The organism is Gordonia westfalica (assembly GCF_900105725.1).
Taxonomy (GTDB): Bacteria; Actinomycetota; Actinomycetes; order Mycobacteriales; family Mycobacteriaceae; genus Gordonia; species Gordonia westfalica.
Genome location: NZ_FNLM01000034.1, coordinates 2,184,289 through 2,197,578, shown reverse-complemented (window position 1 = coordinate 2,197,578; position 13,290 = coordinate 2,184,289). Strand labels below are relative to the sequence as shown.

Genomic DNA, 13,290 nt, shown 5'->3' with positions numbered 1-13,290 from the left:
GTCCCCGCGTGCAAGTGTCCGCGCGCGCCTGTAGAACGCGGCTGGTCCCGAGGCTACCCCCGGGACCAGCCGGTCAAACGATCTTCACGACCCCGCGGCTCAGGCGACGGACGCGGGCTTCTCGCGCTCGACGATCACGGTCAGGTCGTCGTCGTCGCGGGTCATCCAGTTGGGCAGCGACAGTTTGGCGATCTTCTTCCAGGTCGACGCCAGCTGGTGGCTGAACGAGCCGGTGTTGTACGGCAGTCCGTAGCGCTCGCAGATCTCCTGGACCTCGGCCGACATCGACGGGTATCGGCTGGCGGGGATGTCCGGGAACAGGTGATGTTCGATCTGGTGGGACAGGTTGCCGCTCATGATGTGGAACAGCGGGCTTCCGGTGATGTTGGCCGAACCCAGCATCTGCCGCAGGTACCACTGACCGCGGGTCTCGTTCTGGCATTCCTCCGAGGTGAAAGTCTGTGCTCCGGTGGGGAAGTGACCGCAGAAGATGATCGAGTACGTCCACACGTTGCGCACCAGGTTGGCGGTGGCGTTGCCGACGAGGGTCGAGACGAACAGCGGGCCCGTCAGCGCCGGGAAGACGACGTAGTCCTTGAGGACCTGTCGACCGGCCTTGCGCCACATGCCTTTCACCAGGCCCTTGATGTCGTTCCACTTGCGCTTGCCCTGGATCACGTTCTCCGCCTCGAGGTCATGGAGCATGACGCCCCACTCGAACAGGAGCATGAGGGCGGTCGCGTAGCCGAGGTTGCCCAGGTAGTAGGGATTCCACTTCTGGTCACGCGCCATCCGCAGGATGCCGTAACCGATGTCGCGGTCCTCGCCGATGATGTTGGTGAACGTGTGGTGCAGGTAGTTGTGGCTGTGCTTCCACTGATCGGCCGGACACACGGTGTCCCACTCGAATTCGCGGGAGTTGTAGGTGTCCTCACGCATCCAGTCGTACTGACCGTGCATGACGTTGTGGCCGATCTCCATGTTGTCGAGGATCTTCGACACGGAGAGTGCGCCGACGGCGGCGATCCACGCCGGCGGGAAGAATCCGAGGTACATCAGCGCGCGGCCGCCGATCTCGAAGCCGCGCTGGGCGCGGATGACCGAGTACAGATAGTCGCGGTCCTTCTGGCCGAGGTCGGCGACGATGCGTGCGCGCAGCTCGTCGAGATCGCGGCCGAGGGACTCGACCTGTTCGTAGGACAGCACGACGGTGTTGGGGTCGTGCTCGGTGGGGATGGCCGGCAGGTTGTCCGGGATCGTCGTAGGGGCGTCGTCCCGGGTGATGTCGATGGTCATGGTGTGCCTCCTGGTGGATAGGAGAGGTGGAACGGTGAATGGGAAGCGGGCGGTTCGGACGTTCAGATCTCGATGTCGACGGAACCGACCGGGGCGTTGATGCAGAGCTGGATCTGTGTGTCGGACTCGGTGTCGGTCTCGCCGGTCAACACGTTCCGGGTGCACCCCGACTTCTTGACGGCGGTGCAGGAGAAGCAGATCCCCATGCGGCAGCCGGATTCCGGGGTGAGCCCCGCGGCCTCGGCCTGGTCGAGGATCGGGCGGCCGTCGTTGGTCGCGGTGGTGCGAGATCGCGAGAACGTCACTTCGCCCTCGACCGAGTCGGGGTCGGCGACCGTCGGCACGGCCAGGGTGAACGCCTCGCTGTGCAGCGGCTCCGAGATACCGAGATCGGCGTGTACGTCGGCGACGGCATCCATCAGGGCCCGCGGTCCGCAGACGAAGACGTCGGCGGCGGCCAGACCGGGGATGTCGTCGAGGTGAGCGGCCGTGAAGTGGCCGTCTCGGTCCTCTCGGGTGTGGTGAATCCGCAGGTCGACGTTGGGGTGCTCACCCGCCAGCGCGGCGAGCTCGTCGCGGTACGCAACGTCCGACGCCGTGCGTGCGTAGTGCACGAAAGTGATCGGACCGGCGTACCCTCGGGCCACAAGCGTCCTCATCATTGAGAGCACAGGTGTAACGCCGCTGCCCCCACTGATGAAGACGGCCGACGTCGGGTCGGTCTCGGGCAGGACGAAGTCGCCGTCGGCCTGGGACAGTCCGACGACGTCCCCCACCCGCGCGTGTGCGGCGAGATGCTTGGAGACGAGGCCGTCGTCGTTGACGGTGACGGTGAGCTCGATGTCGCCGTCGCGGCCGACGGCGGCGTTGGCCGGGGAGAAGCACCTGGCGTGCCGAACACCGTCGATGACGACGCTGACCTGCACGAACTGTCCGGCTCGATGGCCTTGCCACTGACGGGTCGGGCGGATGGCGAGACGCACAGTGCGAGGCGTCGGGTGGTCGACCCGGACGATCTCGCCGCGCAGGTCGCGCCAGGTGAGCATCGGGTCGAGGAGTTCGAGGTACCGGTCGACCGGATGCGGCGACAATGCTGCCTCGACGATCGATCCGACCAGGCGGTTCCAGCGGCCGGGGCTGCCGGCGGTGGTACCCGGAGTCGGGTTCTGGGGCGTGCGAATGCTCATGGACTGGGCTCCGTTCGCATGATTTCGGTGTACAGGTGTACACAAACGAGTGTGACACGACGGCGCCCCGGATCGTCAAGCCGAAACCCATGTGACGGCCGTCACGATCGTCGGGAGGTCGCGGCCCGGCCGAGGGGGTGTGGCGAATACACTCGGCCATGTGACACGCACGCGGAGTTCGAACCAGCGCGATGCGCAGACGCGTGCGGACAAGAAGAACCAGACACGCCAGGCGCTCCTCGACACCACGAGATCCCTGGTCGGGGAACGCAGCTTCGGCAGCATCAGCCTGCGCGAGGTGGCTCGTGGTGCGGGCATCGTGCCCACGGCCTTCTATCGGCACTTCGCGTCGATGGAGGACCTCGGGGTCACCGTCGTCGAGGACTCGATGCGGGTCCTGCGTCGTGCACTCCGTGAAGGCCGGCGTGATCTCGCGGCACGGCAGGCGATGCCGACCGCGAAGAACTCGCTCGACATCCTGTTGCGTCACGTCCGCGAGAACGAATCGCAGTTCCGTTTCCTCATCCGCGAGCAGCACGGCGGGATCGCGGAGATCCGGCGCGCCATCGACACCGAACTCCGGCTCTTCTCCAAGGAACTGACGATCGACCTGGCCCGGATCCCGGATCTCGCCCCGTGGCAGCCGGAGGACCTCGAGATCGCCGCGGAGCTCATCGTCACGATCATGCTCACCGCGGTCGCCGATCTGCTCGACGGCGAGTACCGCGGACGCGGAGCCGAGAAGGAGATCGTCGAGCGCACCGAGCGGCAGCTGGTGATGGTCTTCCTGGGTATGGGGCAGTGGCGTCCATCTGAGTAGGGCGCGATCGAAGTCCTGCCTGAGACCTGCAGGAACGAGTCCACTACCGAACGGTGTCGACCGTTGTCCACTTGGCGTCACGGAGATTTCAACTGTGGCCTCGTGTCTCGCCGGTGCCCGACACTTGTGGTCGCACTGTGTGTCGCAGCGCGGGCTCTCGGTCTGCGTCGCCGATCGCGCGTGCCGCTCCACCCTCGACGCTCACGACGAAAGGTGCCTTCGCGGTGTCTCTGCATTTCAACTGGTTCCTGCCCACCTACGGTGACTCCCGCAATCTGATCGCGGGCGGGCACGGCAGCCAGATGAACGGGGACCGGCCGGCCGACCTTCGCTACCTCAAGCAACTCGCGGGCGCGGCCGAGATCAACGGCTTCGAGGCGGTCCTGACCCCGGCAGGGCTGTGGTGTGAGGACGCATGGCTGACCACCGCCGCACTGATCGATGCGACGGAAAGCCTGAAGTTCCTGATCGCCTTCCGTCCCGGACTCATCTCGCCGCTGCTCGCCGCCCAGATGTCGTCGACGTTCCAGTGGCATTCGGAGGGCCGCCTGCTGATCAACGTCGTCACCGGTGGCGAGTCGAGTGAGCAGCGCGCGTTCGGCGACTTCCTGGCCAAGGACGCACGCTACGAGCGCTGCGGTGAGTACCTGGAGATCATCCGCCGCCTGTGGACCGAGGAGGAGCCCGTCGACTTCGTCGGCAAGCACCTGCGCGTCGAGAACGCGCTTCTCGGCCGTCGCCCGAACCCGACCCCGCCGGTCTACTTCGGCGGATCGTCGCCGGCTGCCGGTGATGTGGCCGCCAAGTACGCCGACACCTACCTGACCTGGGGTGAGCGTCCGGAGGCGGTCTCGGAGAAGATCGCCTGGATCAACGGACTCGCCGCCGCGCAGGGCCGGACCCTCGACCACGGGATCCGGTTCCACGTCATCGCCCGTGAGACCTCCCAGCAGGCGTGGGCGGAGGCCGAACGTCTGCTCCACAATCTCGATCCCGCACAGGTCGCCGCCGCCCAGCGGAACCTCGCACAGTCGGAGTCCGAGGGGCAGCGTCGTATGTCCGAGCTGCACGGCCGCGGAGCAGGATTCGAGGGTTCGACCGACCCGCGTTCACTGGAGATCCACCCGGGCGTGTGGTCCGGCGTCGGCCTGGTGCGCGGCGGTGCGGGCACTGCGCTCGTCGGTTCCTACGACGAGGTCGCGGAGCTCATCGGCGAGTACGCGGCCCTCGGGCTCGACCACTTCATCCTGTCCGGTTACCCGCACCTCGAGGAGGCCTACCACTTCGGTGAGGGCGTCCGACCGGCGCTGGCCCGACGCGGCCTGCTCGACCCGGCCGATGCACGTCCGAGCGAAGAGGTTCGCACCGCGTTCCTGCCGCGCCTGCAGGCCGCATCGTCCTGATCGATCCACGCTCCACCTGAGAATCCACCTGCGGAGGTAACGCCATGTCCACCGAATCCATCGCGGACCAGATCAAGTTCGCCTACTGGGTGCCCAACGTCAGTGGCGGTCTGGTCACCAGCACCATCGAGCAGCGCACCGACTGGGGCTACGACTACAACATCAAGCTCGCCCAGACCGCCGAGAACAACGGCTTCGAGTACGCGCTCTCGCAGGTCCGCTACGAGGCCAGCTACGGCGCCGAATACCAGCACGAGTCGACGAGCTTCAGCCTCGCGCTGCTGCTCGCTACTCAGCGGCTGAAGGTCATCGCCGCCGTGCATCCGGGCCTGTGGCACCCGGCGGTGCTCGCCAAGCTCGGCGCCACCGCCGACCACCTGTCCAAGGGCCGTTTCGCCATCAACGTGGTCAGCGGCTGGTTCAAGGACGAGTTCACCCACCTGGGCGAGCCGTGGCTCGAGCACGACGAGCGCTACCGCCGCAGCGGCGAGTTCCTCGAGGTGATCCGCAAGATCTGGACGGAGGACAACGTCGACTACCGCGGCGACTTCTACCGCATCCACGACTTCACGCTGAAGCCCAAGCCGCTCAACACCCCGGAGCGCCCGAACCCGGAGCTCTTCCAGGGTGGCAACTCCACCGCGGCCCGCAGCAACGGCGGCCGCTTCGCCGACTGGTACTTCTCCAACGGCAAGGACTTCGACGGCGTCACCGAACAGATCGACGACCTGCGCGCCGTCGCGGAGGCACACAACCGTTCGGTGAAGTTCGGCCTGAACGGCTTCATCATCGCCCGCGACACCGAGAAGGAAGCCCGCGACACCCTGCGCGAGATCGTCGAGAAGGCGAATCGTCCTGCGGTGGAGGGCTTCCGGGGCGCCGTGCAGCAGGCCGGCAACTCGACGGGTGACAAGAAGGGCATGTGGGCGGACTCGACGTTCACCGATCTCGTCCAGTACAACGACGGCTTCAAGACGCAGCTGATCGGTACCCCTGAGCAGATCGCGGAGCGCATCGTCGCCTACAAGCGTCTCGGCGTCGACCTCATCCTCGGTGGCTTCCTGCACTTCCAGGAGGAGATCGAGTACTTCGGCGAGAAGGTGCTCCCGCTCGTGCGTGAACTCGAGGAATCGCAGACCCCCGCAGCAGTTCTGTGACGGCTGTGAGTCAGGCCCGACCCGAATCGGCAAGCCGGATCCGGTCGACGGCCGAAGCTCTCTCCGTCGCACGGGAACTCGCTGCGACGTTCGCGGCCGGTGCCGTCGAGCGCGACCGTGACCGTCGGCTGCCGTTCGCCGAGATCGATCGCCTGTCGGCGTCGGGTCTTCTCGCGCTGACGGTGCCCGCACGGTTCGGCGGCCTCGACGTGCCGCCGAGCGTGCTGGCGGAGGTCGTCGCGATCCTCGCCGCCGCCGATCCGAGCATCGCGCAGATCCCGCACAGCCACTTCGTCTATCTCAACCTGGTGCGCCTCTCCGCGGGAGAAGCGTTGCAGGAGCGGATCTTCACCGACGTGCTGGCCGGTGGCCGGGTGGCCAACGCCCAGTCGGAGCGGGGCGGGAAGACCATTGCGGACATCTCGACCCGTCTGACCCCGGTCGACGGCGACGCCGGCCGGTTCGTGCTCGACGGTGAGAAGTTCTACTGCACGGGATCGCTGTTCGCGCACACGCTCGCCGTGCTGGCGAAGCTCGACGCGGCGACCGGCGACCTCGCACCGGGCGAGTACGTGGCGTTCATTCCCGCGGACTCACCGGGTGTCGAGCTCATCGACGACTGGGATGCGGTGGGGCAGCGGACCACCGGCTCGGGAACCGTCCGGTTCTCGGGCGTCGAGGTCGCGGCTGCCGACCTCGTGGCCCGTGCGTCGGCGACTGCAGCGCCGACCGCGTACGGCGCGTATGCGCAGCTGCTGCACGTCGCGATCGACACGGGTATCGCCCGCGGCGCGCTGACCGAGGCCGTCGAGTTCGTGCGGACCAAGGCCCGCCCGTGGTTCGAGGCGGGTGTGGACCGCGCGGTCGACGATCCGCTGGTGGTCCAGCGTTTCGGCGAGCTCGAGGTGGATGTCGCGACCGCCGAGGCGATGCTCGCCGCAGCGGGACGCGCGGTCGACGAGGCCGTCGACGACTCCGCGGGAGCGCCGCGCCGTGAACTCGTCGCCGCGGCGTCGATCGCGGTCGCGCGTGCCAAGGCGGTGGCCGACCGGGTGGCGACCCCGGTGGCGTCGGCACTCTTCGAGGTCAGCGGAACCCGTAGTGCCGCAGCCGGAACCGGGCTGGACCGTTTCTGGCGCGACGCCCGGACGCACACGCTGCACGACCCCGTCCGGTGGAAGTACCAGCACATCGGCCGCTGGCTTCTGCGTGGTGAGGACCCACCGCTGCACGGCGTGATCTGAGCTGCGATACTCGTCTACAGGTACTTGCCCACGTGTGCGAGCGCCTTCTTGGGCGTCTTGGCGTCGAATCCCTCGCCGATCGCCCGTAGTTTCCACTCATCGCCGTCGCGACCGATGACCGCCATCGCGACGGCGGTGAACGGCATCCCGCCCTTGAGGGTGTAGCGGGCGAGTTCGGCGGATGTCGTCTCGTCGACGAGACGGCAGTAGGCGTTCTCGATCTTCTCGAAGGTGTGGCCGCGGTACGAGGTGACGATGAACATCAGCGCATCGACGCGGGCCGGAACCGACTGCAGCGCAACGCGGATGACCTCGTCATCGCCCTCACCCTCGCCGGTCAGGTTGTCTCCCGAGTGCAGGATCGAACGGTCCTTGCTGTTGAGGTGGCCGTAGTACACGGTCTCGACGCATTTGCCGCCGGAGAACATCAGGACCGACGCGTCGAGGTCGATCGATCCGCCGCGACCGAATCCTCCGCGCACCGGGTCCCAACCGAGTCCCATGCGGATGTCGGTCAGCTTGACGCCACCCTCCTTGCGCAGGGTGACCTTCTGGCCCTTCGTGAGGCTGACCGGACGATCCTTGCTGAGGCTGATCTCCGGCGTCCGCGGCGGAACCGGAGATGGCGTGGGCGCCGCAGGCTGCGCCGGAGGTGCTGGGGGAGCCGGAGGTGCCGCGGGTCGCGAGTAGGCCGGTGCCGCCTGGGCAGGTGCGGGAGTCGGCTCCTCGTCGACGCTCACGCCGTGATCACGGACGAGGTCGGCGAACCCGCCGGCATAACCCTGCCCGACGGCGCGCACCTTCCAATCCTGGTTGCGTCGGTACACCTCGAGGGCGATCACGACGGATTCCGTGGTGAGTCCCGTGACCGTGTAGTCGTAGAGCTCGCGGCCGCCGGCGTCGGTGACACGCGCGACCGGCGGCGCGAACCGGCCGAAGGTGGAGTTCGTGTCGTCGAGCGTGATGACGGCGCGGATGGCGTCGATGTCCGCCGGGACCTGGTTGGTCGAGATGTGCAGTCGCGCGGGTCCGTTGGGTGCCTGCTGCAGCTCGACCCCCGGACCCTTGGGCTGGTTGTAGAACACGAAGTCGTCGTCGGTGCGCACGACGCCGCGGTCGGTCACGAGCAGTGCCGACACGTCGGCGGCGGTCGCGAGGTCGACGGTGAGGACGATCTGGGAGGTCGACAGCGGGCCGTTCTGGCCTTTGGTCAGCGAGGGCATGATGCTCAGGGTAGTCACCGGTCCCGACGTCCTCCGAATGCTGTCGCCCGGGCGGCAGATGCGATCGACCGGGCGACAGAGAAGTGTCAGTCGAGCGGCTTATGCTGCTCGTTATGTCAGGAAGCCGGGTCGGCACGCAGTTCGGGCCATATCGTCTCGACGCGTTGTTGGGCCGGGGCGGCATGGGCGAGGTCTACCGGGCCCACGACACCACCAAGGAGCGCACCGTCGCGCTGAAGCTGCTCAATCCGGGCCTCGCCGGCGACACCATGTACCAGGAGCGATTCCGTCGCGAGTCGCATGCCGCGGCGCGACTCGGTGAGCCGCATGTCATCCCGATCCACGACTGGGGCGAGATCGACGGAGTGCTCTTCATCGACATGCGTCTGGTCGACGGCCAAGACCTGCGGGCACTGCTGAGCCGCGAGACGAGAATCGATCCCGCGCGTGCGGTCTCGATCATCGAGCAGGTCGCCGCCGCGCTCGACGCCGCCCACGCCGAGGGGCTGACGCACCGGGACATCAAGCCGGAGAACATCCTCGTCGACGCCAACGACTTCGCGTACCTCGTCGATTTCGGTATCGCCCACGGCGCCGACGACACTCATCTCACGCAGACGGGAACCGCCGTCGGTTCGATCGCCTACATGGCGCCGGAACTCTTCGACGCGGCGTCGCCGGGTCCGGCGAGCGACATCTACGGCCTCGCGTGCGTGCTGTTCGAGTGCCTCACCGGGCAGGTACCGCATCCGGCGAAGACGGTGAGCGCCGCGATCAGGGCGGCGGTGCTCACGCCGCCTCCCGCGCCGAGTTCGGTCAACGCCGACATCCCGGAGGCGATGGACGCGGTCATCCGGAGAGGCCTCGCCGCGGAACCGGCCGAGCGCTACGGCTCGGCACGCGAGCTGGCCCGGGCGGCACGCGCGGCGCTGTCGGGCGTCTCGCTCCACAAGGCCTCACCGGATCCGGCGACCAGCATCATCAAGGCGCCGCACACCGTCATCGCTCCCGTCGAACCGGCTTACGAGCCGACCCTGATCCGCCAGACGACCGGACCCGAGAACGCCCCCGGCACCCGGCAGCTCTCCGGTCCGCAGACGTTCGGCGAGTCGCAGCAGATCCCGGCGGCCCCGCACTATTCGGGATCCCAGCACTTCTCGGGACCCCAGCAGTTCCCGGGCGCGTACGGGCCGCCGCCCGGGTATCCGCCGGTCCATCAGCAGCCCGCGCCACGCCGCTCGGTCGCGATACCGATCCTCCTGGGACTGATCGCCGTCGTCCTCGTGGGCATCGCCGTCGTCGTGGGCGTCCTGCTCGCGGGTTCGGGCGGGGACAGTTCGGAGCAGGCCGCCGACCCGACCACGCCGACGGTCACCGAGACGGTCGCCCCGCCGACCGTCGACAACGCACCCGAGGGACCCGGCGCTCCCGCGTCGCCTCCGCCGGGGTCGGCGCCGTGTGACGGGACGGTGGGCGTGGGGACGTCGGTGACGAGTTGCCCGTTCGCGTTCGCGGTCCGGGACGCGTACTTTCGGGCGGGCCAGGAACGTTCCCCGCGTGTGGTGACCGCGGCGAGCCCCGTGACGGGGCAGTCGTACGCGATGAGCTGCGTCCCGGAAGGGGCGATCGTGGCATGCCGCGGCGGCAACGATGCGGTGGTGCACATCTACTGATGGCGACGACACAGCGGATCAGATCCGTGGCGGTGGCGCTCGGCTGCGTCGTGGCGGTCACCGCCGGTTGTGCGACCTCTGCCGACCCGGCCCCGATCAGTCCGGTCACCGTGACCGTCACGTCGACACCGCCGACCTCCGTCCGGCCGGCTCCCGTGTCGCCGTCGAATCCGGCTTCCTACGACGCTCTCGCCGCGGGCTTCCGCAAGGTCGCGTCGTCGACCGGGCTGACCGTCGGCATCGCGATCGCGCCCGTCGGCGGCGACGCCGTGCCCGCTCTGACCCTGGGTGACACCACAGCGCGGGTCGCGTGGTCGACGATCAAGGTGCCGCTCGCGGTCGCCGCCGAACGTCAGAACGGGCCCAGCCCCGCCGCCGCAGCTGCGATCGTCAACTCCGACAACGGTTCCGCAGAAGAGCTGTGGGCCTCGCTGGGCGGCGGACAGGCCGCTGCCGACGCGGTCACCGGTGTACTGCGAGACGGCGGTGACGCCGGCACGGTCGTCCCGGCCACGCAGCGTCGGCCGGGCTACACGATCTTCGGGCAGACCATCTGGGCACTGCCCGATGCCGCGACCTTCACCGCCCATCTGCCGTGTCTCGAGGGCGCACAATCGGTGCTCGCGCTCATGGGCGAGGTGGCCGGCAATCAGCAGTGGGGCGTCGAGGTGATGCGCGCGCCCCGCGCCACCGCGGTGAAGGGCGGCTGGGGACCGGGCATGACCGAGGGATACCTCGTCCGTCAGATCGGCCTGTTCACCTTCCGCGACGGAAGACGCACCGCGGTCGCGATGAGCGCGGTCGGCGGAACGATGACGTCGGGGATCGCGGCGCTGAACGCGGTATCCACCTGGCTCAACACCAACATGACCCGGCTGCCGCGCGGCAGGTGCAACGCCTGAGGCCGGATTCCACGACGACCGGGGCGTGACGCCGGTCGCAACAAGGTCCCGATTGGGTATACAAGCTGGTCACCTGACCAATCCGCCCCCTATTCTCGTGTGTCTAGAGTGACTCAGGAGAAAATTGTGAAAGTTGTGACTAGGTTCGCCTCCGCCGTCGGCGCCCTGATGATGTCCCTGGTCGTCGGTGCCGGCACCGCGACCGCGGTCCCGCTCCCGGTGTTGCCGCCGCTGCCCGAACCGTTCGCAACGTGGCTCACGCCGCCGGAACCGATCGAGGCGAAGCTGGCGAAGAGCTACGCCACACTCCAGAAGTCGATGAAGAAGTCGCTGCCCGGACAGCTGGGCATCGCGATCGTGCCGGTCGGCGGCAACCAGGTCATCTCGCTGGGATCGCTCAAGGCGGGCCGGGCGTGGTCGACGTTGAAGGTGCCGGTCTCGCTGGCCGCGCAACGCAAGCGAGGAGTGGCCGTCGCAGCGATGGAGGACAAGGCGATCACCTTCTCCGACAACGACGCCGCGGGCGAACTGTGGGGTGCGCTGGGTGGCGGTCGCGCCTCCGTCGACGCGGTGACCGCCGTGCTGCGCGAGGGACACGACACCCGAACCCATGTCTCCTCGGAGATCGACACTCCGGCGTCGTACCCCGGGTACACCTCCTGGGCCCTGCGCGATCAGGCGCTGTTCGGCGCACACCTGCCCTGCCTGCCCGGCAGCGAGCAGATCATCCGGCTGATGAGCGACGTCGCCCCGAACCAGCAGTGGGGGATCGCCAAGGTCGGACGGAACAAGGGTGCGGTGACCGCCGTCAAGGGCGGCTGGGGGCCGGCCACCTCCAAGTCCGGTGGGCACCTCGTGCGTCAGCTCGGCATCATCACGACCACCGACGGTCAGGTCGCGGTGTCGATGGCGGCGATCCCGCGCAGCGGATCGTTCACCGACGGCACCAAGATGCTGACCCGCCTGGGCAACTGGCTCGGCAAGAACCTGGCCGAACTGCCCAAGGGGCGGTGCTGAACGGCCGGATCTCAGGTCGCCGCGTGCGCGACCGCCGGTGACGGCGCGCCCGCGGGCCGGCAGAGGGCCGCGGCGATCGCGGTCGTCAGCGGAACCGACAGCGCGATCGCGATGCCGCCGACGAAGGACCGGGCCAGTTCGACGGCCACCACGTCCGTGGTGAGCAGACCGCCGAGGGGTTGCCGGGCGACCGAGAACAGCAGCATCAGCGGCAGGGCGCTGCCCGCGTAGGCGAACACCAGCGTGTAGACGGTGCTCGCGATGTGGTCGCGTCCGACGCGCATCGCGGCCTTGAAGGTCGCGAGCCGGGTGGGTTCACCCGCGGCGGCCAGCTCGAAGGCCGCCGACGCCTGCGTGATCGTCACATCGTTGAGGACGCCGAGCGTGCCGATGATGAACCCGGCCAGCAGGAGGCCGCTGACCGAGATGTTGCCCTGATAGACCTGCAGGTTGGTGGTCTGGTCGCCGGACAGGCCGGTCAGGTTCATCGTCTCGATCGCCAGCCAGCTCAGCAGACCGGCCATCAGCAGCGAGACCAGCGTGCCGAGCAGGGCCGAACTCGTGCGGAGGCTGATGCCGTGCGCGAGATAGAGCACCACGAACAGAATGACCGCCGACGACACCACTGCCACCGCGACCGGGGACGAGCCGTCGAGGATGGCGGGCAGGGTGAACCCGCCGAGGACGATGAAGGCGAACGCGAGGCCGATGATCGACCGGAAACCGCGCCACGCCGCGACCAGCACGATGGCCGCGATGAACAGGATCGCCCAGATGATCGTGGCGGTGCCGCGCTGGAAGTCGAAGAAGGTGTAGCGGTTGCCGTCCGGGCCGGGCACCGTGGAGAGCCGGATCGCGTCGCCGACGTGCAGGGTCGGCTGACCGGCCTGGGGCTCGTCGAGCGATCCCGGTGCCGGCACCCCTTCGGTCCCCGGCGCGGCGCCGGACTGCGCACCCTTCGTGGGGATCTCCAGCACCGTGTACCGGCCGGCGACCTCACCGGAGTCGAAGCGGACCGCGTTGAGGATGCACGGACCGTCGGCGACCGGGTTGATGGGGATGTCGGCGGTCTCGAGCACCGAGCCCGCCGCCGGGTTCAGGCAGCTCGCCCGGAACTGGTCGACGACCTCGCCGTCGACCGTCTCGATCGACCCGCCGTCGGCGGACCGGAACTGGGTGGGCACCGGATGCTCGGAATCCGACGGCCAGAGGACGATCATGCCGATCGTCACCGCCACCGCGGTGACCGCCAGTGTCCCGATGACCAGCCACCGCGCGAACGGGGACAGCATGTGGGAGATATCGGTCAGCGAATGCGGGTGACCGTGATGTTTGCGCTCCACGCGGGTGAGCCTATGTGCAAGCGAA

The 13,290-nt window shown here is 68.3% G+C and carries 11 protein-coding genes; 7 read left to right on the top strand and 4 right to left on the bottom strand.

What is annotated here, in order from left to right; all coding sequences use genetic code 11:
* Positions 1-99 precede the first annotated feature (99 nt).
* Positions 100-1,296 carry a fatty acid desaturase family protein gene (locus BLU62_RS15415; protein ID WP_074850433.1) on the bottom strand — a complete coding sequence of 399 codons (1,197 nt, stop codon included), beginning with the start codon at positions 1,294-1,296 and terminating at the stop codon, positions 100-102.
* 62 nt (positions 1,297-1,358) lie between these two features.
* Positions 1,359-2,483, bottom strand: coding sequence for a ferredoxin reductase (locus BLU62_RS15410; RefSeq protein WP_074850431.1), 1,125 nt, complete (start codon positions 2,481-2,483; stop codon positions 1,359-1,361).
* A gap of 160 nt (positions 2,484-2,643) precedes the next feature.
* On the opposite strand from BLU62_RS15410, the gene BLU62_RS15405 reads away from it, so the two are divergent.
* The 4 genes from BLU62_RS15405 to BLU62_RS15390 all read left to right on the top strand — a co-directional run bounded on the left by BLU62_RS15405 (position 2,644) and on the right by BLU62_RS15390 (position 7,107).
* The gene (locus BLU62_RS15405) at positions 2,644-3,303 is read left to right on the top strand and encodes a TetR family transcriptional regulator (RefSeq protein ID WP_099047856.1); all 660 of its coding nucleotides are present in this window, start codon (positions 2,644-2,646) and stop codon (positions 3,301-3,303) included.
* A gap of 224 nt (positions 3,304-3,527) precedes the next feature.
* Entirely contained in the window at positions 3,528-4,706 is a 1,179-nt protein-coding gene (locus tag BLU62_RS15400; protein WP_074850429.1) for an LLM class flavin-dependent oxidoreductase, read from the top strand.
* Positions 4,707-4,750: 44 nt separating this feature from the next.
* A complete protein-coding gene (sfnG, locus tag BLU62_RS15395; RefSeq protein WP_074850427.1) occupies positions 4,751-5,863 on the top strand; it encodes a dimethylsulfone monooxygenase SfnG in 1,113 nt (370 codons plus the stop codon).
* Complete coding sequence (locus tag BLU62_RS15390; protein WP_074850425.1) at positions 5,860-7,107, top strand: SfnB family sulfur acquisition oxidoreductase; 1,248 nt, start codon at positions 5,860-5,862, stop codon at positions 7,105-7,107. The genes sfnG and BLU62_RS15390 overlap by 4 nt, the downstream gene beginning before the upstream one ends.
* 14 nt (positions 7,108-7,121) lie before the next feature.
* Here BLU62_RS15390 and BLU62_RS15385 read toward each other — a convergent pair whose 3' ends face one another.
* Positions 7,122-8,330 (bottom strand): TerD family protein, encoded by a 1,209-nt coding sequence (locus BLU62_RS15385; protein ID WP_074850423.1) that lies wholly within the window; start codon positions 8,328-8,330, stop codon positions 7,122-7,124.
* 113 nt (positions 8,331-8,443) lie between these two features.
* Here BLU62_RS15385 and BLU62_RS15380 point away from each other — a divergent pair, with 113 nt between their 5' ends.
* The 3 genes from BLU62_RS15380 to BLU62_RS15370 all read left to right on the top strand — a co-directional run bounded on the left by BLU62_RS15380 (position 8,444) and on the right by BLU62_RS15370 (position 11,922).
* Positions 8,444-10,003: a serine/threonine-protein kinase gene (locus BLU62_RS15380; RefSeq protein WP_074852925.1), complete on the top strand. Its 1,560-nt coding sequence runs from the start codon at positions 8,444-8,446 to the stop codon at positions 10,001-10,003.
* A complete protein-coding gene (locus BLU62_RS15375; RefSeq protein WP_074850421.1) occupies positions 10,003-10,905 on the top strand; it encodes a serine hydrolase in 903 nt (300 codons plus the stop codon). The genes BLU62_RS15380 and BLU62_RS15375 overlap by 1 nt, the downstream gene beginning before the upstream one ends.
* Positions 10,906-11,076: 171 nt before the next feature.
* A complete protein-coding gene (locus tag BLU62_RS15370; RefSeq protein WP_084811914.1) occupies positions 11,077-11,922 on the top strand; it encodes a serine hydrolase in 846 nt (281 codons plus the stop codon).
* A gap of 11 nt (positions 11,923-11,933) precedes the next feature.
* On the opposite strand, the gene BLU62_RS15365 is transcribed toward BLU62_RS15370, so the two are convergent.
* Positions 11,934-13,265 carry a YibE/F family protein gene (locus BLU62_RS15365; RefSeq protein WP_074850417.1) on the bottom strand — a complete coding sequence of 444 codons (1,332 nt, stop codon included), beginning with the start codon at positions 13,263-13,265 and terminating at the stop codon, positions 11,934-11,936.
* Positions 13,266-13,290: the final 25 nt, after the last annotated feature.